This window comes from Corynebacterium sp. p3-SID1194, from assembly GCF_025144155.1.
In the GTDB taxonomy this organism is placed as follows: Bacteria; Actinomycetota; Actinomycetes; order Mycobacteriales; family Mycobacteriaceae; genus Corynebacterium.
In genome coordinates this window covers 19794-40463 of record NZ_JALXWY010000012.1, presented here as the reverse complement: position 1 = coordinate 40463, position 20670 = coordinate 19794, and the positions used below count along the sequence as shown (strand labels likewise).

Below are 20670 nucleotides of genomic sequence, written 5' to 3'. Positions count from 1 at the left end.
GGGGCCTGCCCTGTTACGCGGACTTCTTGGACTTCCGCAGCACGTATTCCGGCTCGCCGGCCCCGTTGATCACGTCAGCGTCCACCACGACTTCTTCGACGTCTTCACGGTCGGGCAAGTCGTACATGATGGGCACCAGGGTGTCCTCCATGATCGCGCGCAGGCCACGCGCGCCAGTACCACGGTCAGCGGCCTTCTTCGCCACTGCCGACAACGCGTCGTCGGTGAAGCGCAGCTCCGCACCGTCCATGGAAAACAGACGCTGGTACTGCTTCACCAGGGAGTTCTTTGGCTCAGTAAGCACGCGGACGAGTGATTCCTCATCGAGGTTCTCCACAGCCGCCACGATGGGCAAGCGGCCGATGAATTCCGGAATCAGACCGAATTTGACCAGGTCCTCCGGCTGCACCTGCGCGAGCATATTCTGCTCCTCGCGCTCCGCCGCACTATCGATCTCCGCGCCGAAACCAATGCCCTTTTTGCCCACGCGCTCCGCGATGACCTTGTCCAGGCCCGCGAATGCGCCAGCCACCACGAACAGGATATTGGTGGTGTCCACCTGAATGAATTCCTGGTTCGGGTGCTTGCGGCCGCCCTGCGGCGGAACGGAGGCGACAGTGCCCTCGAGGATCTTCAGCAGCGCCTGCTGCACGCCCTCACCCGACACGTCGCGGGTGATCGACGGGTTCTCCGACTTGCGGGAGATCTTGTCCACCTCGTCGACGTAGATGATGCCGTTCTGCGCGCGGTCCACATCGAAATCCGCGGCCTGGAGGAGTTTGAGCAGGATATTCTCCACGTCTTCGCCGACGTAGCCTGCTTCCGTCAAACTCGTCGCATCCGCGATGGCGAACGGGACATTCAGCATCCGCGCGAGCGTCTGCGCCAGGTAGGTCTTGCCCGAACCAGTAGGGCCGAGCAGCAAAATATTGGACTTGGCGATCTCGACGTCCTCGTCCTTCTTCCGCAGACTGCCCTTGTCCGTGCGCACACGCTTGTAATGGTTGTACACCGCGACAGCCAGAGTGCGCTTCGCCGGGTCCTGCCCAATCACGTACTGATCCAAAAACGCCGTGATCTCGGACGGACGCGGGAGCTTGCCTTCCTCGCCGCTGTCCTGGGACTGGGCACCAGCCAGCTCTTCCTCAATGATCTCGTTACACAGTTCAATGCACTCGTCGCAGATGTACACACCGCCGCCGGCGATGAGTTTGCGCACTTGCTTCTGACTCTTGCCGCAGAAGGAGCACTTCAACAGGTCGGAACTGTCTTGCGTAACTGCCATGGGGTGTTCTACTTCTCGCTTTTACGTCTTCTTGTCGGTTCAGGATCGTGCTGTGAACCCCAACGCTACCCGGTGGGGTGAACATTCCCGATGCGGCCGTTCGAACAACTCGAACACTGCCACTGAGCTCTCCTTCCCACCACTATTTCAGATGGAAGCCACGCACAGTGGGAGGCCCCGCTGAGCGCCTGCACGCAGCGTCGTTTTTGGGAACAATGAAAAGCATGACCACACTGCATTCCATCGTATCCGGCAACGAATCCAGCGAGAAAACCGTCGTTCTGCTCCCGTCCATCGGCACCACGCACGAGGCATGGGAGCCGCAGATGTCAGCCTTGGAAGGTGATTACCGCGTCGTGCGCATCGATCACCGCGGCCACGGCGACTCCCCCACCCCGGCTGTCGATTTGGGAATGACCACCGTCGACGATCTCGCACAGGACGTGCTAGAGACGTTGACCTCGTTGGGCATCGAGCACTGCACCATCGTCGGGCTGTCCATGGGCGGCGCGATCGCGCAGTACCTGGCTGCGACTTCCGACCGCATTGACCGCGCTGTCTTCGCCTCCACCGCCACTTTCCTCGGCGGTGCCGGCAAGTGGCAGGAACGCTCCGATACCGCGCGCGACAGCGGCATGGATTCCATCGTGGACCCGACCGTGGACAACTGGTTCACGGAGGGATTCAAGGAAAGGGAGGCGGGTGTCGTCGATAAGTTCAAAGCGATGGTCGGATCCGTCGACCCCGAAGCGTACGCGCAATGCGGCGATGCCCTGGCGAAGTGGGGCTTTGACGAGCGTCTGCAGGAGATCAGCATTCCGGTGCTGACCATCGCCGGTGCCGAGGACCCCTCGACTGGCCCGAAGCAGCTCCAGGAGATCGCCGCGGGCGTGACCGGTGAGGCCCAGTGCGTCGTCATCGAGGACGCTTCCCACCAAGTCGGCACCGAGCAGCCCGAGAAGTTCAACGAGGCCCTACTGGCGTTTTTGGCGAAGTAGACTGCGGCCTATGATGTTTCGCCGTTTCGCCATCGCCAGCTGTACCCTCGCTCTCCCGCTCGCCATGGCGGGTTGCTCCGAGGACCAGGACATCGCCGAGCCGGAGCCGAGCACCTCGACTGCCAGCGAAACGGCAAGCGAAACAGCCAGCGAAATTGCCAGCGAGACGACCGAACCCGAGTACTCGCTCGTCTCCCCCGCTGAGTTTTTGGACGAGCGCGGCGAGACTGCCGTGATCGAAATGGACAAGGCGGGCACGAACTATTTCTGCGTCCTCGGCGCAGCGTCTGTCGCGTGTTCCGCGAACCCCGATGACTCAGTGCCGAACCTCGAGGACATGCCCGGCCAACCGTGGGCTCCGTTCACCGGACGCCCAGGGGCGATCTTCGCCAGCGACGACGGTGTCTCCTGGGGCGTTCTGGAGGGCATCCCCGCAGGCGACGGTGCGCTCGCCCCGGGTGAGCGCCTCGAGCACCTCAACGGCTGGTGCCAGGCCCCCGATGAGGAAACCATCGAGTGCGGCTATAACGACGCATCGTTCATCGTCACGGGGCCTGACCGTACTGTAGTTCAATAATCGGCGAATGTGCTGGTCCCCGCGTTGGTCCGAGCCACACGCTAGGGTGTTGGTTAAAACAACCCCCATGAAAAGGACTTCCCGCCATGACTACGCACATCCGCCGCCGCTGCACCGCCGCATTCTTCGCGCTCACTCTCCCGCTCGCCGTGGCTGCGTGCGGCACTGAGGATGAAACTCTCTCAGAACCGGAGATGACGTCCCCGCCCGCAGCGTCCGCCGCAGACACTACCGCGGAAGAAACTGCAGCAGCGACCACAGAAGCGGCGAAAGAAGAGACCAGCGAGCGTCCTTCGACCACCGTGTCCACTATTTACTAGACCGAAGAAAAAGAAGCAGTGGCCGCAGAACCCGACGCTGGTTCTGAGAAGGGCCCGTGCGAGTGGAAGCCGATGGAAGAAGGCGCTCCCGGAGAGGAAGTCTCCGTTTACTGCGACGGCAAGTTTGCAGAGATTGGGATCTATGCGACCGACGCGGTCGGTTATGTCATGTGGGATGGAAACGAGTGGGTGCCCATCGAAGAAGCCGGCCTGACCCAGACCGGCTTCAAGTGCTACGACAAAGCCACAATTGAAGAGCTCGGGGTTCCCGAGGAAATCAAAGAGAACATGATCTACTGCGAATAACCACGCCTAAAACGACGAATCCCTCCGCCGGGAATCCTTGAAAGGGATGCGACGGAGGGGGCGTCGATAAGCGAATGCTTTTTAAGCGTTGAGCTTGCGGTAGTCGAAGACCTGGTCGATGATGCCGTACTCGACAGCCTCCTGTGCGGTGAGGATCTTGTCGCGGTCGGTGTCGATGCGGACCTGCTCGGACGTGCGGCCGGAGTGGCGGGCGAGCGTGTCCTCCATGAGGCGGCGCATGCGCTCGATCTCCCTGGCCTGAATCTCCAGGTCCGACACCTGGCCCTGGGTGCCCTGGGTGGCCGGCTGGTGGATCAGCACGCGGGAATTCGGCAGTGCGGCGCGCTTACCCGGCGCACCAGCGGCGAGAATGACCGCCGCGGCGGATGCCGCCTGGCCGAGGCACACGGTCTGGACATCGGGGCGGACGTACTGCATCGTGTCGTAGATCGCCATCAGGGACGTGAACGAACCGCCCGGCGAGTTGATGTACATCGTGATGTCGCGGTCCGGGTCCTGGGACTCCAGCACGAGCAGCTGCGCCATGATGTCGTTCGCGGACGTGTCGTCGACCTGGGTGCCCAGGAAGATGATTCGCTCCTCGAACAGCTTCGAGTACGGGTTGGTCTCCTTCGTGCCGAACGAGGACTGCTCGATGAAGCTCGGCAGGACGTAGCGGGAGTTGGGCATCTGGAAAGACATAGTGTTTATCTCCTCTTCTGTGTAGCTCTGCCGGTTAGTTGCTGATCGTGCCCTGGGCGCTGGAAATCACGTGGTCGACGATGCCGTAGTCCTTCGCCTGCTGGGCGTTGAACCAGCGGTCACGGTCCGAATCCTTCGTGATCTGCTCGAAGGTCTGGCCGGTGTGCTCCGCGATGAGCTCAGCCATCTCGCGCTTCGTCTCGGCGAACTGCTCCGCCTGGATCGCGATGTCTGCTGCGGTACCGCCCACACCTGCGGACGGCTGGTGCATCATGATGCGCGCATGCGGCAGCGCGAAACGCTTGCCCTTGGTGCCGCCAGACAGCAGGAACTGGCCCATCGACGCCGCCAGGCCCATACCGTAGGTGGCGATGTCGCACGGGGAGTATTTCATCGTGTCGTAAATCGCCATACCGGCGGTCACGGAGCCGCCCGGCGAGTTGATGTACAGCGAGATGTCGCGGTTCGGGTCCTCCGCGGACAGCAGCAGGATCTGCGCGCACAGCTTATTCGCGATCTCGTCGTCCACCTGCTGGCCGAGGAAGATGATGCGCTCGCGCAGCAGACGCTCGTACACCGAGTCGCCCAAATTCATGCCGGTTGCCGGAGAAGTCATCGAAGTGCTCCTTTAAGTATTTTCAATCGTCGTTTCTCGCCTACGATAACGCCCCACCCTAGTTGCGGATTCCGCGAGCGGGGCCATGTTCGCTGACAGCGTAGAAGGCAGCGCAATGCTTATCGACGCTCACCCCGACGTGACAGCGAAAAACCTCCCGGCCGAGGTGGATTAGTTCACACGGCTGGGAGGTTCAGAGAAGAGTCTTACTTATCTTCTTCGGTTGCAGACTCAGACTCGGTTGCGGCATCGGCGACTGCCTTGTCGGCGGCCTCTGCCTCAGCGATCTCATCCTCTTCGATCTCGCCGAAGTAATCGTTCGGGTCGATGGTGTTGCCCTCGTCGTCCTTGACGGAGGTGCGGGAGATGGCGGCGGCGAGAGCCTTGCCGCGGCGGACGTCGGCGAAGAGGTTGGCGACCTGGCCGGACTGCTGCAGCTGCATGATGAACTGGTTCGGGTCCATGCCGTAGGACTGCGCGGTGAACAGGATGTGGTCGGTCAGCTCCTGCTGGGAGACTTCCGGCTCCTCCTGGTCAGCGACGGCGTCGAGGAACAGCTGAGTGCGCACGGAGTTCTCGGCGTTCTCGCGGGATTCCTTGTCGAATTCCTCGCGGGTCGTGCCCTGCGCCTCTAGCATCTGGGCGAAGGCTGCCTCGTCGTGGGCCATCTGGCCGAGGATCTGGTGGAGCTGGTTGTGAACCTGCTCGTCCACAACTGCCTGCGGCAGCTCGAACTTCGTCTGCTCGAGAGCAGCCTTGAGCACCTCATCGCGGATGTCGGCGGCCTGCTGGGCCTTCTTGTTCTCCTCGAGCTGGCTCTTGGTCGACTCGCGCAGCTCCTCGACGGTGTCGAACTCGGAGGCCATCTGGACGAATTCCTCGTCCAGCTCCGGCAGCTTGCGCTCCTTGGACTGCTGGACGGTGACCTTGATGGTGGCCTCTTCGCCCTTGTGCTCGCCGAACTGGATCTCGGAGGTGAACTCGGCTTCCTCACCGGTCTTGAGGCCCTTGATGGCCTTGTCCAGACCCTCGATGAGGTCGTCGCGGCCGATCTCGTAGGTGATGCCCTCGGTGGAGGCCTCCTCGATCTTCTCACCGTCGATGGTGGCTTCGAGATCGATGATCGCGAAGTCGCCCTTCTTCATCTTGCGGCGGGTGTCCTTGAGCTCGCCGAAGCGGGCACGCAGGTTGTCGAGCTCTTCGTCGACGGCCTCGTCGTCGACCTTCAGGGCCGGCACCTCGACGGAGATCTTGGAGAAGTCGGGGACCTCAATCTCCGGGCGGATGTCCACCTCAGCGGTGAACTCGACGAAGTCGTTGTCCTCGATCTTGGTGATGTCGATCTCCGGCTGGCCGATGACCTTCAGATCATTTTCTGCCACAGCAGACTCGTAGCGGGTCGGCAGCATATCGTTGACGACCTGCTCGAGGATGGGGCCGCGACCAAACCGGGCGTCGATAAGCTGGCGCGGCGCCTTGCCGCGACGGAAACCCGGGATGTTGACCTGCTGTGCGATGGCCTTGTACGCCTGGTCGATTTCCGGGCCGAGCTCGTCAAACGGAACGGTCACGGTCAGCTTCGCGCGAGTGTCGCTGAGCTTGTCCACGGAAGTCTTCACGGAAATTCTCTCCTGGCTAGATTGCGGAATCGTTCAAAGTATGTCGAGGAGACTTAAGAAGTCTCCTTGTCGGGGCGACAGGATTTGAACCTGCGACCCCCTGCTCCCAAAGCAGGTGCGCTACCAAACTGCGCCACGCCCCGTAGGTCATTGAAAGCCCCCGGCTGTTGACCGGGCTGGCTCACGGGAGACGATTCTAGCGTGAGCCAAAAAAGCGCCGTTTCATTGGGGGCCGGAATGAGCACTGAACGCCTTCGAACTGTTCTGCCGCACGCTTTATCTACGATTGGACAGACATAGGGCGAGAGCCTGAGTTTCAGCGCAGACAAAACTGGCCGTGAGGTGGCCAGCCGGTCATAGCCCCCTCGGTATTCCGTGAAGTGTCTTGTCATCCAGTTGGCGGCAAGTACGGTGAAAAGCATGGTTTCTAAGACACTTGCAACCGTGAAGAAGATGACAGTCGCAACCGCCGCAGTGGCCATCGCCGGGGGCGCCCTCGGGGCAGGCACAGCGGGTGCGCAAGAGCTCTCCTCCACATCCGAGATCAAGGACCGAGCTACTCAGCTGAGTTCCACGCTTCAGGGCCCCAAGAACGATGCCGGTAAGGGCCAGGATTCCACGTTGATCGTCGACCTGCCGCAAGGTTCCAATCACCTTGACCCGGTGAAGGCGAAAGCCGCGCTGACCGGACCGCTAAAGGCGAAGAACAACGAGAACATCAGCCTCGAGTTCACCCCGTCCGGCACTCCTGACGGCACATTGTCCTACGACGACGGCTGCAACGCTGGCAACGCCAACTATCACTTCGACTCCGCCGATAACCTCCGCATCAGCGATTTCGCCGAAACGCTCGCACTGTGCGAAGGCGCAGGCGCCGCCGATGCAGACGCGCTGAAGACGATTCTGCAGGCTAACCCGGCGGTCTACCAGATCGACGACAATACCGTCGCTTTGGCAAGCCAGGGCAAGGCCATCGAGTTCGTCAAGGCCGAAGCTTCTCAGGAGAACTAGTCCACGCTCCTCTTCCCACATTCGCAGGCCCCGGTTCACCACCGGGGCCTTTCGCTTGAGGGTCACGGATCCCGCGTACCCCAAAGACTGCTGAATCATAAGGTCAGGGTTGAGCACAACAAGACGCTTATCGACGCGCTTTTTGTAACCGCCCCGTTATCTCCGGTGTAGATTCCTGCACAAAACTTATCGGGTGAATAACAATGCCCCCGACTTCCACTCGGGACCGTTGACCTGCAGTGAGCCGCTCATACGCTTGGAGTCATGAGTACTAACACCGTAAAGAAACTGTCCATCGCGACAGCCACTGCGGCCCTCACTGCCGGCATGCTCGGCGCCGGCACCGCAAGCGCCCAGGAGCTGTCCTCCAACCCAGACCTCGCCAACCAATTCGCTCAGATGAGCTCCGCACTCTTCGGCGGCGGCAAGCAGGAGCAGACCGGCCTGATCCAAAGCCTGCCGGAAGGCGCCCGCCCATTGACCGCGCCCGAAGCTAGCCGCCTCAACGGCGATCTGGTCGCCCAGAAGAATGACTTGGTGTCGCTTGATTTCCGGTCGCAGCCCTCCGCGCGGGGCCACCTGCGCATTGCTGACGGTTGCAATTCCGGCACCGCCAACTACTTCTTCGAGCACGACAACCGACTGACCATCACCGACATCCTGCTGACGAAGAGGGCATGCGACCCGCCGACGACCGCTGACTCCGATGCCCTTCTGCAGGTTCTGCGGTCCCACCCCTTCCTCTACCGCATCAACGACACCACCTACGCCGTGGGCGCAGACCCGGAGCACGTCATCATTTTCAACCTTCACCCCGACCAGCAGTAGGAGCTGCACTCAGCACAGAAATAAACGGACGCCCCGAGAATCCGACAGGATGCCCGGGGCGTTTCGTCATGCTTCAGCAGGTCCCGCAGAAAGCGAAAACCGACCAAAAGTGGAGGGAATGACGGGAATCGAACCCGCGTCTTCAGCTTGGAAGGCTGAGGTATTAGCCACTATACGACATTCCCACGTGCGTAAACGTGCGTGAATACGCGCGAAAACGAGTGTATCCCACCGCGCGGTCGACTCCAAAAATACGCCGGAAGGGAATGTCGGGAAAGCCGTTATCGTTGGCGAAAGCAGTTACGGAAAGGAGCGAATATGGGATTAGTCACCTTGCTCATCATCGCGGCGGCCGTCGTAGGCACCGTCACGCTCATCGGCCGCACGCAAAATAACAGCCAACGCGCACAGGTCGAAGGAGCCAATTTCGAGGACGCGCTTGCGGACGCACGACGCTGGGTCGAGCGCCTCGGCCACCAGGTGCTCACCATTTCCGGGACAGACACCGCCTCGGAACAAGCGATGGGGGACGCATCGGAACGCTATAACGCCGCCAACTCCGCGCTGACCCAGGCGCGGACCGTCAAGCAGGCGCAGCTCGCCCGCGAGTCCGCGCTCGAGGGCATGTATTACGTCAACGCCGCACGCGAGATCATCGGATTGGCGCCCGGCCCAGAGCTTCCCGAACTTGAAGCTCAGCGCCAGGCTGGCCGCGTGAGCGAGCCCCGCAGCGCCGAATTCGACGGCGAAACAGTCCAGGCCTCCCCTTACGCAAGCAATGCCACGCCGCACTACTACCCCGGCGGCGCGGTCGCCGGCCGCCCAGTGCCCGCTGGTTGGTACTCCACTGCCTGGTGGGCACCCGCCGCGATGACCGGTGTGTGGGCGGCGAGCTCCATGATGTTCTATTCCACGATGTTCGCCGGCATGGCCACCGCAGCCAGCGCGGACAGCTTTGAGGCCGGCGGGCTAGACGGCGCCGGCGCGGATGCCGGCGACATGGGCGACGTCGGCGGCGGATTCGACTTCGACTTTTAGTAGCGGATCACCAGCGCGCGTGAATCGAGCGGTTAGTCCCGTCCGAATCGCGATCCCCAAAAGACCAGGTCAGATGTTACTGGTGTGATGCCAAACTGCAACGGGACTAACTTCTCCTGCGCAGCCCCCGCGGCGGCGCTGACGATGGCGGCGGATTCTTCGACGGCTTCGGAGATTTCGGGGGCTTCGGCGATTTCGGCTTCGACTAGTAGCGGATCACCAGCGCCCGCGAATCGAGCGGGCCGAGCATCGCTTCGGGGCTGAGACCGAACATCGTCCAACGGGTCCGGGCTGCCCAGCGCAGCGCTTCCTCGGAGGAATTCTGGCGGAAATTGACCGCCATTCCGTCCTGGAAGAAACGGATCTGGGTTGCGCCGGTGGGCCAGTTTTTCACCGCGGGTGTCTCCAAGAAGACGGTGTTCTTGGCAACATCGGGGCGGTTATTGCGGCCGCGGTGAGTGTGGCCTGTGAGAACGAGCTTGATGTTGTCTTGGGCGGCGATCATGCGCTGGAGACGCATGATGTCCATATCGCGCAGAACAAAAGCGGGGCCAGCGGGATTGGTCCAGGCTGCCTGACGCGTGGCCGGGTGGTGCAGCATGACCACGATGGGCGTTGAACGGTCCTCGTCGAAGATGGACTGGATCTGCTTGAACTGCTCGTCGGAAATCATTCCACCGCTGGTGTCCAGTTTGGTCGAGTCGATGCCCACCACGCGCGCGATCAGGTCGCCACCGGCACCGCGGATATCTTCCACCCATGCGGTTTGGCGGGGCTCGAAAACGGCACCCCAGCCATCGGTGTGCTTGTCGTCGTAGGCGGGGGCGTCGGCGTACTCGGGGCCGTCGGAAAGCTTGTGCGGGCGATCGTGATTTCCGCGGGTGCAGCGCACCTTTCCGTTGAAGCCGTCCAACAGCTCTTTCGCCTTTGCGATTTCCCAGGGGCGCGCTTCGGAGGTGACGTCGCCGTTGACGAACAGGTGGCTGGCCCCGACAGAGTGCGCGGTGTCGATCACTGCATCGAGGGAGACCTCCGGGTACGGGCGCTCCCCCGGTAGGGAACGTGCCGGAGGCGGGAAGTTGTTCATCCAGATGCCGTCGCCGTTCTCACCGATATGGGTGTCGTTGGCGACGATGATGGTGCCCAGCATTGGCCCGGACAGACGCGGCAGGGTGGTGAACAGCCGGGTGTCCTCTTGCTTCCGGTTGTGCGTCGCGGCGGCTTCGGTTCCGTGAGAGGTAGCCAGGAATGCGTAGGTGGTGTCTGCACGCAAACCAGAGACCGTGAGCTGATGGAAAAAGCGGTCTGACGGGCTTTTCACCACCGTCGTATCGGAGGGGTTGTCGACCGGCCAGACGCGGAGTTCGCCGGCGGTCGGCAGCCCCTTCGGCGCTTTATCGGATGCACTCTCGGCCTCCCACGTCAGCCACGTGATCGTGGCGGAATCTTCCGTCACCGTGACCACTTGGACATCGCCGGCAAGAAAGCGCCCGCGGCCGTTGGAGCCGATATTTCCGACGACCAGGCCGGATTCCGATGATCCGACCGACCTCCCGCCGGCAGGGCCGAAGAGCTGAAGCACGGAAGATCCACTGGAAGATTCGCTGCTAGATTGGGCGAGCGCGTGGGCTGGGGCGACGAGCGTGGAGCCCGCACCGATCGCGAGCGCCTTGAGCAGAGTGCGACGGGACGTGGAAGACATACTGTGAAAAATATGCGCTCGGACTAACAGAAAAGTTAATTCCACGTGGCCTTTCAGCGAACCTGGCCGGAGGCAACGCGTTCATCCCGACCAAAATTCGCGTTACCTACGCAACACTTTTAGTCAATGTGTAATGTAGCTCTCATTAGGTAGTCCGAACAATCACGGCGAGATTCAAGGAGAGTCGACAATGGCAGCAATCCAGACCCGCGTCAACGAGATGCTCGGCATCGAGCACCCGATCATCCAGGGCGGCATGCAGTGGGTCGGTACCGCCGACCTCGCATCCGCAGTCTCGAACGCCGGCGGCCTGGGCATTCTCACGTCGCTGACGCAGCCGTCGCCGGAAGACCTCGGCAAGGAAATCGACCGCATGCGGGAGATGACCGACAAGCCGTTCGGCGTGAACCTGACCATCCTGCCAACGATCACGCCGCCGCCCTACGAGGAATACCTGCGTGTCGCCATCGAGAAGGGCGTGAAGATCGTCGAAACGGCTGGCGCTAACCCGGCGAAGCTCGTCCCGATGCTGAAGGACGCGGACGTGACCGTCATCCACAAGTGCACCTCCGTGCGTCATGCGCTCAGCGCGCAGGAGAAGGGCGTGGACATGGTCAGCGTCGACGGTTTCGAGTGCGCCGGCCACCCGGGCGAGGACGATATTCCGGGTCTGGTTCTTCTTCCGGCGGCAGCGGACAAGCTGGACATTCCGATCGTCGCCTCCGGCGGTTTCGCTGACGGCCGCGGCATGGCGGCGGCTCTCGCACTCGGCGCGGAGGGCATCAACATGGGCACCCGATTCCTGTGCACCGAGGAGGCGCCGGTCCACCGCAATGTCAAGGAAGCGATCGTGGAGCGCTCAGAGCTCGACACCGAGCTCATCTTCCGCACTCTAAACAACACGGCGCGCGTGGCGTCGAACGAGGTCAGCCGCGAGGTCGTCGAAAAGCTCAATGCTGGCGCGCAGTTCCCCGAGGTCCGCGACCTCGTTTCCGGCCAGCGCGGCCGCACAGTCTACGAGAACGGTGACCTGGACGCGGGCATCTGGACCTGCGGCCTGGTCCAGGGCATCATCAACGACATCCCGACCTGCGACGAGGTGGTTACCCGCATCGCTAATGACGCGGCGGACATCATCACCGGCCGTCTCGCGGACTTCGTCAAGTAAGGCCGCAGCCATGTCACGCGAGCTCAAGGGCAACATCACTTCGCTTATCGACGGCGCGGTCGCCCTCATCCGCATCTCCAACCCCTCCAAGCGCAACGCGTTGGAACCGGATTCCTACTGGTCCATCGGCGATGCTGTCCAGGCGGCGAACGCCAACCCGGAGGTGCGGTGCATCATCGTCACCGGCGACGAGAAGTCCTTCTGCTCCGGCATGGACATCGAGGCATTCACCGGTGAGAGCACCGCGGAGGTCGCCGCTCACTCGCTGGGCGGAATCGAGCACATGATCGGCTCGATCACGCGCGCCGACGTCCCGGTCATCGCTGCAGCCGAAGGCGCTGTGGCTGGTGTGGGCGCGTCGCTCGCGTGCGCGTGCGATCTCATTGTCGCTGCAGAATCGTCGTTTATCACCCTGCCTTTCGGCCGCATCGGGCTCATGCCTGACGGCGGCGCCGTGGCCACACTCGCCGCCTCGATCGGCCGCCACCGGACGATGCAGATGGTGCTGCTCCAGGAGCGAATCACCGCCGCCGATGCTGTCGGGTTCGGCCTCTTCGCCGAGGTCACACCCGCCGGCGGAGCGTTGGAGCGGGCTCAGCAGTGGGCCGAGAGTTTCTCCGGCTCGCCGCGCGGCGCCGTGGCGCAGACCAAACGGGCCGTGAACCGGGTGGCGCTGACGGAACTGCCCAACAGCTTGATCAACGAGGCGCGGTTCCAAACCGAATTGCTTCACAGCCCCGGCCACGCCGAAGGCGTCTCCGCATTTCTTGAGCGCCGCGCGCCGAAGTTCTAACTGCCCGGCTCCGCCCAACACCAAACGCCCTTCCCCCGCCCGAGCGGTACCCCCGCGGTCTCGGCGGAGGGAGGGCGTTTTCACGTTCCTGAAAGCCGTTAGGTAAGGTTAACCTTGGCTAGTCAAGGTGACCCTAAGTTATGCAGGTCACCGCCCCAAGACGAGCCAAATCACGCACGAGAAAGTTCCGGATATGTTCATCGCCGCATTCTTGGTCGGCCTCCGCGAAGGACTGGAAGCCTCCCTCATCGTCGGCATGCTTTTCGCCGCCATCGCGCGGCGCAGCACAGGTACTGATGCAAACGGGCACGGCGACGACGACAGTGCCACGGGCGCCAAGAAAGCCGCGCGCACCGTGTGGATCGGTGTGATCTCCGCCGCCGTGATCTGCACCGCGCTCGGCGCTCTGTTCACATTCGGCCGCTACGGTTTGTCGTTCCGGGCACAGGAGGCCATCGGCGGGATCATGTCGCTCATCGCGGTGGCCATGATCACCGGCATGATCGTCTCCCTGAGCAATGAGAACGGCAAGCTGCGCACCATGCTCGACGACAAGACCGGGACCGCCCTGGACAAAGGAACTCAGGCGCTGTTCTGGCTCGCGTTCGTCGCGGTGGCCCGGGAGGGCATCGAGCTGACGCTCCTGCTGTGGGGCTGGACCACCACCCCGAGCGCGGTCGTCGGCGCGTTTCTGGGCATCGGCATCGCCGTGGTGATGGGGTGGCTGATCTACCGCGGCGCGCTGAAGCTCGACTTGGGCACGTTCTTCACGTGGTCCAGCGCCCTGCTTATCGTCGTCGCGGCGGGCATTCTCGCCTACGCCATCCACGATCTCCAGGAGGCGCAGTTCCTCCCCGGCCCCTTCTCCGGCGCTCCCATTGCCCCGACGCACCCGCGCACCGGCGAAGTGCTCACCGGCTTCGATTCTTACCCGTTCTGGTTGGCGTCCTTCCCGTTCGGGTGGGCGTTCAACCTCGAGGGCGTCATTGATCCCGCCGGGATCACCGCCACGCTGCTGCAGGCATTCACCGGTTTCATGCCCCAAATGTCCTGGCTGCAGGTCATTGCCTGGGCCGCGTACATCGCCGTCATCGTGCCGATCTTCGTGCGGCACGTGAAAGCGGGTCGCCGACGCAGCGCGAATACGTACGAGGGCGACACGGACACCACCACCCCCGCCCACGAAGATGACTCACGAAAGGTCCTGCTATGAAACGCTCCCCCGCTCTACTCGCCGCTTTCGCCCTCACCCTGCCGTTGGCCGGGTGCGTGGAGAACAGCTCGGGCGATGCCATCGACGTCGAGGCGAAAGAAGATGCCTGCCAGGTAGCCGCGGATTCCGTGGAATCCGGCACCAGCACCTTCTCCATCACCAACTCGGGTGAGCGCGTCACCGAGTTCTACGTGCTCGCGGACGACGGCCTACGGGTCATCGCCGAGCGCGAGAATATCGCGCCTGGTTCCACCGCGGACCTCACCGTGCAGCTCGAACCCGGCAACTACTTCACGGCCTGCAAGCCGGGTCTGCGCGGCGCGAATGTCGGCCAGAGCGAATTCACGGTGACCGGCGAGCCGATCCAGTACAACGAGTCCGACGAGAAGCGTTTCAACGAGGCCCGCGACAACTACGTCGCTTTCGTGCAGAACGAGGTCGCCGAGCTGCTGCCCAAGGTCGAGGAATTCGCCGAGGCCTACGCGGCGGGAGACGACGAGAAAGCAAAGCAGCTCTACCCCACCACCCGCGTACACTACGAGCGCATTGAGCCGGTCGCGGAGGCGCTCGGTGTCCTCGACGCCCGCATCGACTACCGCGAGGTGGATTACATCGCCGAGGCTGACGAGCTGAAAGAAGACGACCAGACGTTCACCGAATGGCTCGGCTTCCACCGCATGGAGAAGGACCTGTGGCCGCCGGCTGAGGACGAGAAGAACGCCGACGGCGCGCCCGCCCGCGAGGGCTGGGAACCGTCCACGCCGGAGCACCGCCGCGAGATCGCCGACACTCTCATCGCCGACGTGGAGCAGCTGAACACCACCGTCAACGCGGACAACTTCATCGAAGAGCAGGACATCACCGTCGACACTGTCTCCAACGGCGCGATGGGCCTGCTCGAAGAGGTGGCCACCACCAAGGTCACGGGCGAGGAGAACTGGTGGTCGCACAAGGACCTCTACGATTTCCAGGCCAATATCCAGGGCTCCCGCATCGCGTTCGACATGGTCAAGGACATCGCCGCAGAGCGCGGGGAAGAAGGCCAAAAGCTTGTCGACGACATCGAGAACCGTTTCAACGACATCCAAGAGCTCCTCGACCAGTACGGCAGCCTGGAATCCGGATTCGTCGACTACGACGAGGTGGACGCTGGTGAGCAGGCGAAGCTGACACGCTCTCTGGATGCCCTGCGCGAGCCACTGTCCAACCTCACCGGCACCGTGCTGGGACTCAACGTCGATGCGGGAGATGAGTCCTAAATGGGCAGGCTCAACCGGCGCACATTCTTAGCGCTCGGCGGTGTGAGCGCCGCCGGCGCTGCTGCGGCAGCATGCTCGCGGGACGGTTCCGCCGCCACAGGCGACATCGACGGCGCCGCCCACGAGGAGATGATCATCGACTTCGCTGGCGAACACCAAGCGGGGATCATCAGCCCGATGCAGAATAACCTGCACTTCGCCGCCTTCGACATGGATGAGAAAGCGGACAGGGACGACCTGGTCGACCTGCTCACCCGCTGGACAGACGCCGCGCGCCGGTTGACGCTCGGAGGCGAAGTCAGCGCGAAGGGCGCCTTCGGCGGCGGGGAAAACTTCCCGCCGGACGATTCGGGCGAGGCCTACGACTTGGGGCCGGCGGCGCTGACCATCACCATCGGTTTCGGACGCAGCCTGTTCCGCGACCAATTCGGATTGACGGACAAGCTGCCGAGCGAGTTCACGGACATGCCGCCCATGACCAACGACTTTCTCAACCGCGAGCGCTCCGACGGCGACCTGTGCATCCAAGCGTGCGCCAACGATCCGCAGGTGGCCACCCACGCCATCCGCAACCTGACCCGGCTGGCAGTGCCGGATGCGGTGCTGCGCTGGTCCCAGATCGGCTTCGGCAAAGCCGCCGTGACCACGCGCGATGAAACCACCCCGCGCAACCTTTTCGGGCAGAAGGACGGCACCGCGAATATTCGTGCCGAGGACACCGATGCCTTGGACGAGCACGTGTGGATCCCGGCGGATTCTTCTCAGCCCTGGGCGGCGGGCGGGTCGTACCTGACTGCACGGCGCATCGCCATGAATATCGAGGTCTGGGACACCCTCCAGCTTTCAGAGCAGGAGCGCGTCACCGGCCGCGACAAGGTCGTCGGCGCCCCGCTGACCGGCACCGACGAATTCGACGAACCGGATTTCGCCGCCACCAACGAACGCGGGCGACCCGTCATCGACCACGGATCGCACCTGTTCAACGTCCACCCCGACCAGAACGGCGGGATCCGTATGCTGCGGCGCCCGTTCAACTACGTCGACGGGTCCAACGACCAAGGGCGGCTTGACGCGGGGCTATTCTTCATCGCGTTCACGCGCACCGTGGACCGGTTCGCCACTGTGCACCAGTCCATGTCGCGCGACGAGATGTTCCTCGAATACCTCAAGACCACCAACACCGGCACCTACCTCATCCCGCCCGGAGTGGGCAAGACAGGATTCGTGGGGGAAGGGATGTTCGCTTAAGGGGTGCGCTGCCAGGAGCCGTCGATAAGCGCGATTGCTCCTGCTTCCTCGAAGGCGCGCAACCACCCCTCCATGGGCCACGTGCCCCATTTGCTGTGGAAGACCGCGGCGTTGCGCAGGATATCGTCGAGGTGCTCCCACGGCGGCGAGGAGACCGGGTGCCACTGGTGGAACGCGTGCGCGCCGCCGACCCACAGCAGGTCGATGCCGTGTTCCCGCAAGTTCCAGGCGAAGTCTGTGTCCTCCCCGCCGTAGCCTGAGTACGCCTCGTCGAAGCCGCCGAAGCTCTCGACGATTCTCTCCCACGTTTGCGCAGTGCAGGCGAAGGAGAGCGACCAGAACAGGTTGTAATCCTCCGCCCGCTGCACCTCGCCCGCCGGCGGATTCGGGCGCGCCGGGTGGGGGTCCGGGCGCACAGTGCGCAACTCCCCCTCTTTCATGTAGGTGACGGGACCTGCGACAACAGGATCCGGGTGCTCCGCAAGCGCCTTCATATACAGAGGGACGAGGTCGCCGCCGGCGACGCAATCGGCGTCGAGGAAGACGATCACGTCGTTGCCGCGCGCGATCGCTTCAGCGGCACCACGGTTGCGGGCACGCGCGAGGTTCGGGTGTCCGCCTTTTGCGCCCGAATGCTTATCGACGTCCACAACGTGGCTTTTCGGCACTGCCTTTTCCAGCAGTGCGTGGTCTGCGAGCGCGACGGTGATGTGGTCGGTGCCCTCGGGCGCGAGATTGACCTGGTGCGTCAGGTGGCTGGCGCGACCAGCGTTGGCGAGCGTGACGATGGCAGCTGTGCTGTCTGTCGGGTCGTCCGCGATTCGCGCGATCACCTCGGCCGCACGGCGCGCGGACCCAGCGGTTTCCCAACGCGACCAGTCGGCGTTCAGCTCGCGGGCGGCGGCGAGCACGTCTGGCCATTCCTCCGGAGCCGGGAAGTGCTCGGGAACGACAGCGAGTCCTTCGCGAGCCAGCAGTGTCGCGGAGGCTTTCTGCTCGATGAACGGCCGCGGCTGCGGAAGGATCACGGCCGGCGCACCCTGGTGAGCGATGTCCGCGATGGAATTCTGGCCGCCCGCGGCAACGACCACACCGGCGCTGGCGATCAACTCCGTCGGGTCGTCGACACGGTTCTCACCAGTCAAGAAGGTGAACCGGTAACCCGGGCAGGCGGCTTCCACGGCGTCCCAGTCCCCCGGCTCCCACGTTGACCCTCCGCGGCCAGCCATGACAACGACGTGTTGCGGATCGCGGTCGACTCCACGCGCTGCATCGGGGCGGTCGAGCAGCGTGATGCCGCCGACTGGGTGCAGGCGGTCTGAATGCGTGCGCAGGTGGTCGGGCACTGGGACCCACGAGGGCCAGGCGGCAATGATGGCGTCGGACTGGCGGTAGGCGAGCTGGTGCGGCGCGTCGTCACGCAAGCCAGGCATCGCCAACGTGACCACGGGGACGCCCATGAGCCGCAGGAACATGCACACCTCGGCAGAGACGTCGACATAGAACGCGGCTGGGTCGTTCTCGTCGACCCAGGATGCGATCGCTGCGTAGCGTTCACGCAGGCCACGGTTGCCGTACGGGGCGTAGTGGAGAGTGCCTCCTGCGGTCATGGCTCGGCCGGTGTGGCCGTGCCCGGCGTCGTCGGCAAGCACGATGTCCGCGTCAGGCGCAGTGGACAAAATCACGGCATCCCACCCGAGCTCCGCCAGTTCGCGTTGAATCCTCCGGCAGCGCCGAATGTGCCCGCTGCCATGGTGGTGGGCATAAATGCCGACTATTTTTCTGGCTGTGCTCACCCGACCATCACCTCCCGGTAGTAATCGACGTAGCGGCGCGCCGTTTGCGTGAGACTGTGGTTGTCCACCACCCACTCCCGGACCTTGGCGCGGTCGAGGTGGAGCGCGCGATGAATCGCGCCCGCGAGGGCGACAACGTCATCCCGTTCGACGAGCACCGCCGGCGCGTCAGCGAGCAGCTCTCCCATCCCGCCGCGGTCGAAAGCCGCCACCGGTGTGCCGCACGACATTGCCTCGAATGCCACCAGTCCGAACGGCTCTTCCCAGCGCGGCGTGACCACGCAGACTGCATGGCGGCCGACCAGTCCGCGGAGTTCGGCGTGCGATAACTCGCCGACCCAACGGATCAGCCGGCCGTCCAGGCGAGGGGCGATCTCCTCCTGGAAATACGCGTGCTCACCCTTCCGGCCAGCGATGGTCAGGGGCAAACCGAGGAGACGGCACGCATCCATCGCCAGGTGAAGACCCTTCTCGGGAACGATGCGACCGAACCACACCGCCCCGTCGCCGCCCGGACCAAAAGCCCAGCGCCGCACGTTGACACCGTTGGGAATGACCTCGACAGGCGTGGGCATGCACCAACTGAGGGACGTGGTCGTGCTCACCGCGGCGAACCGGCCTGCCAGCTGACCTGCCGCATCGACCGCCTGCTGAATCTCAGCAAGCTGCGGGGTGTGCAGAGTCGTGAGCATCGGAAGCGGTTCGGGCGAGTACACCGACGGAAACATAGCCGGGCTCAGGCTGTTGTTGTGCACAACGTCGTACTGCTGCTTGACCAGGTAGGACCTCAAGCGCAGGAAGGCGCGCTCTTCACGCTCTTTCTCCCCCGCCGGGTACGTGGTGTCCGTGGCGTCCTCAGGGTGCGCACCCCAGTCCACACCAGGTAGTTCGTATTCTTTGACGTTGCCGTCGGACCCTTTCGCGGCGAAGAAATCCACGTCGTGGCCCTCCTCGCGCAGAGCCATCACCATTGTGTGGCAAAACGCCTCCAGCCCGCCCGCGTACGGCTCGCGGATCGGGTACCGCGCGGGTGCCACGAACGCGATCCGCAAACGCGGGCCGCTTCGCACATCGCCTGTGGCAGGCAGCGTGATCGTCATTGCCGCGCCCCCGTCTCGGCAGCCGCGGCATAGATGTCGGCGTGCACCTGTTTAATCGCGCGAAGCTGCGCATCACGGTCGCCGCGGTACGGCACCGGGTCCGCCGCCAGCAACGCAGCTGCGGCACGTCCGGCAGCGGCGCCGTCGCCAGCACGGTACACAGCCACAGCCTCAGGCGCGTCGGCTTGATCCGCGTAGCAGCCGCAGTCCGGCACAGCCACGCTCACATCCAGGTCACGACACATCTCCAACCAGCCAGAATGCGTTCCCCGCACATACGGCAAGATGCACACGCGGTGGCCTGCCACAGCCTTGTGCAAAGCTGCATCGTCGAGGGAGTCATGGGTGACTAGGGAGAGCCCGTCGATAAGCGAAAGCTCGGTGCGCAATTCGCGCGTGGCCGCAACGTCGTGCGCGTAGACAGTGAGGGGCACATGCTGCGCGATCTCGCGGTAAAACTCGACCTCCGCCACGACATTCGCGCGCAGCGACTTCAGGAAGACAGCGGCATCTGCGGCAGCTTCGACGTCGGGCATTTGCTTGACGACGGCCGGGTGCCCCACCACCGCCACATCCTCACGCCCGTAGCGCTGTGCGATCGTCGCCGCGGCGCACTCGGTGAGCGTGACCACCTGCTTCGCCGCGCGCACGAGCACCCCCACATTCGCGCGGTGACGTTCCTGGTCGTCCGGGTCCGACAGGTGCGGATTATCAAGGTCGTGCACCGTGACCACAAGCGGAACCGGCAGTGCGTCAACCAATTCCTGGAGCTGCTCCGGGGTGCGGTGCTCGTACCCGAAGTGAATGTGCACTACATCGACATCCCGTGGCTCATCCCACCACTGTGCCTCCAGCGCCGGGTGAGGCCACCAATTGCCGTTGATATCGGGATCGGGATTAAAGCTCGCGTTATCAGGCTTGATCGCCTGCGGATAGACATGTTCTGCAGGGATTGAAAGAACTTTCATCCCACCGTCCCTCCGCCGAGCTACTCGCAAATGGCGGCCGAGGTCCACGCGGACCACGGCCGAATACCGTCCCTAATATAAACGTTTTTGCACACGTCGGCACGGGGGTCCTATTCCCACAGC

General features: G+C 63.5%; 20 protein-coding genes and 2 tRNA genes. 12 read left to right on the top strand and 10 right to left on the bottom strand.

Features of this window, described 5'->3' with window-relative positions:
- Positions 1-13 precede the first annotated feature (13 nt).
- Positions 14-1285 (bottom strand): ATP-dependent Clp protease ATP-binding subunit ClpX, encoded by a 1272-nt coding sequence (gene clpX / locus M3G19_RS08635; protein WP_259902202.1) that lies wholly within the window; start codon positions 1283-1285, stop codon positions 14-16.
- 224 nt (positions 1286-1509) lie between these two features.
- Between clpX and M3G19_RS08630 the strand changes: the two genes are divergently transcribed.
- The 4 genes from M3G19_RS08630 to M3G19_RS08615 all read left to right on the top strand — a co-directional run bounded on the left by M3G19_RS08630 (position 1510) and on the right by M3G19_RS08615 (position 3486).
- Positions 1510-2283, top strand: coding sequence for an alpha/beta fold hydrolase (locus M3G19_RS08630; RefSeq protein WP_259902201.1), 774 nt, complete (start codon positions 1510-1512; stop codon positions 2281-2283).
- Between the two features lie 10 nt (positions 2284-2293).
- Positions 2294-2860 (top strand): hypothetical protein, encoded by a 567-nt coding sequence (locus M3G19_RS08625; protein ID WP_259902200.1) that lies wholly within the window; start codon positions 2294-2296, stop codon positions 2858-2860.
- 86 nt (positions 2861-2946) lie between these two features.
- Complete coding sequence (locus tag M3G19_RS08620; RefSeq protein WP_259902199.1) at positions 2947-3180, top strand: hypothetical protein; 234 nt, start codon at positions 2947-2949, stop codon at positions 3178-3180.
- An 18-nt stretch (positions 3181-3198) separates the two neighbouring features.
- Positions 3199-3486, top strand: coding sequence for a hypothetical protein (locus M3G19_RS08615; RefSeq protein WP_259902198.1), 288 nt, complete (start codon positions 3199-3201; stop codon positions 3484-3486).
- Between the two features lie 81 nt (positions 3487-3567).
- Here M3G19_RS08615 and M3G19_RS08610 read toward each other — a convergent pair whose 3' ends face one another.
- The 4 genes from M3G19_RS08610 to M3G19_RS08595 all read right to left on the bottom strand — a co-directional run bounded on the left by M3G19_RS08610 (position 3568) and on the right by M3G19_RS08595 (position 6566).
- The gene (locus M3G19_RS08610) at positions 3568-4188 is read right to left on the bottom strand and encodes an ATP-dependent Clp protease proteolytic subunit (RefSeq protein WP_246874871.1); all 621 of its coding nucleotides are present in this window, start codon (positions 4186-4188) and stop codon (positions 3568-3570) included.
- A 34-nt stretch (positions 4189-4222) separates the two neighbouring features.
- Entirely contained in the window at positions 4223-4804 is a 582-nt protein-coding gene (locus M3G19_RS08605; RefSeq protein WP_259902197.1) for an ATP-dependent Clp protease proteolytic subunit, read from the bottom strand.
- A gap of 206 nt (positions 4805-5010) precedes the next feature.
- Entirely contained in the window at positions 5011-6423 is a 1413-nt protein-coding gene (tig, locus tag M3G19_RS08600) for a trigger factor (protein WP_259902196.1), read from the bottom strand.
- Positions 6424-6492: 69 nt separating this feature from the next.
- Positions 6493-6566, bottom strand: a tRNA-Pro gene (locus M3G19_RS08595).
- A 277-nt stretch (positions 6567-6843) separates the two neighbouring features.
- Between M3G19_RS08595 and M3G19_RS08590 the strand changes: the two genes are divergently transcribed.
- Both M3G19_RS08590 and M3G19_RS08585 read left to right on the top strand, forming a co-directional pair.
- Positions 6844-7434 (top strand): META domain-containing protein, encoded by a 591-nt coding sequence (locus tag M3G19_RS08590; RefSeq protein ID WP_259902195.1) that lies wholly within the window; start codon positions 6844-6846, stop codon positions 7432-7434.
- 264 nt (positions 7435-7698) lie between these two features.
- Entirely contained in the window at positions 7699-8262 is a 564-nt protein-coding gene (locus tag M3G19_RS08585; RefSeq protein ID WP_259902194.1) for an META domain-containing protein, read from the top strand.
- A 110-nt stretch (positions 8263-8372) separates the two neighbouring features.
- Here M3G19_RS08585 and M3G19_RS08580 read toward each other — a convergent pair.
- A tRNA-Gly gene (locus M3G19_RS08580) sits at positions 8373-8447 on the bottom strand.
- Between the two features lie 133 nt (positions 8448-8580).
- Between M3G19_RS08580 and M3G19_RS08575 the strand changes: the two genes are divergently transcribed.
- Entirely contained in the window at positions 8581-9300 is a 720-nt protein-coding gene (locus M3G19_RS08575; RefSeq protein ID WP_259902193.1) for a DUF1542 domain-containing protein, read from the top strand.
- A 205-nt stretch (positions 9301-9505) separates the two neighbouring features.
- On the opposite strand, the gene M3G19_RS08570 is transcribed toward M3G19_RS08575, so the two are convergent.
- Entirely contained in the window at positions 9506-11002 is a 1497-nt protein-coding gene (locus tag M3G19_RS08570) for a metallophosphoesterase (protein WP_259902192.1), read from the bottom strand.
- A 190-nt stretch (positions 11003-11192) separates the two neighbouring features.
- Between M3G19_RS08570 and M3G19_RS08565 the strand changes: the two genes are divergently transcribed.
- The 5 genes from M3G19_RS08565 to efeB all read left to right on the top strand — a co-directional run bounded on the left by M3G19_RS08565 (position 11193) and on the right by efeB (position 16683).
- On the top strand, positions 11193-12170 hold the full coding sequence (locus M3G19_RS08565; RefSeq protein ID WP_259902191.1) for a nitronate monooxygenase family protein: 978 nt from the start codon (positions 11193-11195) through the stop codon (positions 12168-12170).
- A gap of 10 nt (positions 12171-12180) precedes the next feature.
- Positions 12181-12963 (top strand): enoyl-CoA hydratase-related protein, encoded by a 783-nt coding sequence (locus M3G19_RS08560; RefSeq protein ID WP_259902190.1) that lies wholly within the window; start codon positions 12181-12183, stop codon positions 12961-12963.
- 127 nt (positions 12964-13090) lie between these two features.
- The gene (locus M3G19_RS08555) at positions 13091-14176 is read left to right on the top strand and encodes an FTR1 family protein (RefSeq protein ID WP_259902189.1); all 1086 of its coding nucleotides are present in this window, start codon (positions 13091-13093) and stop codon (positions 14174-14176) included.
- Entirely contained in the window at positions 14173-15435 is a 1263-nt protein-coding gene (gene efeO, locus M3G19_RS08550) for an iron uptake system protein EfeO (RefSeq protein ID WP_259851251.1), read from the top strand. The genes M3G19_RS08555 and efeO overlap by 4 nt, the downstream gene beginning before the upstream one ends.
- Positions 15436-16683 carry an iron uptake transporter deferrochelatase/peroxidase subunit gene (gene efeB, locus M3G19_RS08545; protein WP_259851252.1) on the top strand — a complete coding sequence of 416 codons (1248 nt, stop codon included), beginning with the start codon at positions 15436-15438 and terminating at the stop codon, positions 16681-16683. It begins immediately after the preceding gene.
- Here the strand turns inward: efeB and M3G19_RS11905 are convergent.
- The 3 genes from M3G19_RS11905 to M3G19_RS08530 are packed head-to-tail and all read right to left on the bottom strand — an operon-like array spanning position 16680 to position 20547.
- On the bottom strand, positions 16680-18479 hold the full coding sequence (locus M3G19_RS11905; RefSeq protein WP_311198348.1) for a glycosyltransferase: 1800 nt from the start codon (positions 18477-18479) through the stop codon (positions 16680-16682). The genes efeB and M3G19_RS11905 overlap by 4 nt on opposite strands.
- Entirely contained in the window at positions 18476-19579 is a 1104-nt protein-coding gene (locus M3G19_RS08535; RefSeq protein WP_210572392.1) for a glycosyltransferase, read from the bottom strand. Before M3G19_RS08535 ends, M3G19_RS11905 begins: the two co-directional genes overlap by 4 nt.
- Positions 19576-20547, bottom strand: a complete 972-nt coding sequence (locus tag M3G19_RS08530) for a glycosyltransferase (RefSeq protein ID WP_210572391.1) — start codon at positions 20545-20547, stop codon at positions 19576-19578. Before M3G19_RS08530 ends, M3G19_RS08535 begins: the two co-directional genes overlap by 4 nt.
- Between the last annotated feature and the right edge of the window lie 123 nt (positions 20548-20670).

Bases quoted from the DNA above. Each gene is read 5' to 3' on its own strand.
- M3G19_RS08535 (WP_210572392.1), bottom strand. From the start codon at position 19,579: ATGACGATCACGCTGCCTGCCACAGGCGATGTGCGAAGCGGCCCGCGT.
- clpX (WP_259902202.1), bottom strand. From the start codon at position 1,285: ATGGCAGTTACGCAAGACAGTTCCGACCTGTTGAAGTGCTCCTTCTGC.
- M3G19_RS08565 (WP_259902191.1), top strand. From the start codon at position 11,193: ATGGCAGCAATCCAGACCCGCGTCAACGAGATGCTCGGCATCGAGCAC.
- M3G19_RS08620 (WP_259902199.1), top strand. From the start codon at position 2,947: ATGACTACGCACATCCGCCGCCGCTGCACCGCCGCATTCTTCGCGCTC.
- M3G19_RS08610 (WP_246874871.1), bottom strand. From the start codon at position 4,188: ATGTCTTTCCAGATGCCCAACTCCCGCTACGTCCTGCCGAGCTTCATC.
- M3G19_RS08605 (WP_259902197.1), bottom strand. From the start codon at position 4,804: ATGACTTCTCCGGCAACCGGCATGAATTTGGGCGACTCGGTGTACGAG.
- efeB (WP_259851252.1), top strand. From the start codon at position 15,436: ATGGGCAGGCTCAACCGGCGCACATTCTTAGCGCTCGGCGGTGTGAGC.
- M3G19_RS08560 (WP_259902190.1), top strand. From the start codon at position 12,181: ATGTCACGCGAGCTCAAGGGCAACATCACTTCGCTTATCGACGGCGCG.
- M3G19_RS08570 (WP_259902192.1), bottom strand. From the start codon at position 11,002: ATGTCTTCCACGTCCCGTCGCACTCTGCTCAAGGCGCTCGCGATCGGT.
- M3G19_RS08575 (WP_259902193.1), top strand. From the start codon at position 8,581: ATGGGATTAGTCACCTTGCTCATCATCGCGGCGGCCGTCGTAGGCACC.
- efeO (WP_259851251.1), top strand. From the start codon at position 14,173: ATGAAACGCTCCCCCGCTCTACTCGCCGCTTTCGCCCTCACCCTGCCG.
- M3G19_RS08590 (WP_259902195.1), top strand. From the start codon at position 6,844: ATGGTTTCTAAGACACTTGCAACCGTGAAGAAGATGACAGTCGCAACC.
- M3G19_RS08625 (WP_259902200.1), top strand. From the start codon at position 2,294: ATGATGTTTCGCCGTTTCGCCATCGCCAGCTGTACCCTCGCTCTCCCG.
- M3G19_RS08585 (WP_259902194.1), top strand. From the start codon at position 7,699: ATGAGTACTAACACCGTAAAGAAACTGTCCATCGCGACAGCCACTGCG.
- M3G19_RS08530 (WP_210572391.1), bottom strand. From the start codon at position 20,547: ATGAAAGTTCTTTCAATCCCTGCAGAACATGTCTATCCGCAGGCGATC.
- M3G19_RS08630 (WP_259902201.1), top strand. From the start codon at position 1,510: ATGACCACACTGCATTCCATCGTATCCGGCAACGAATCCAGCGAGAAA.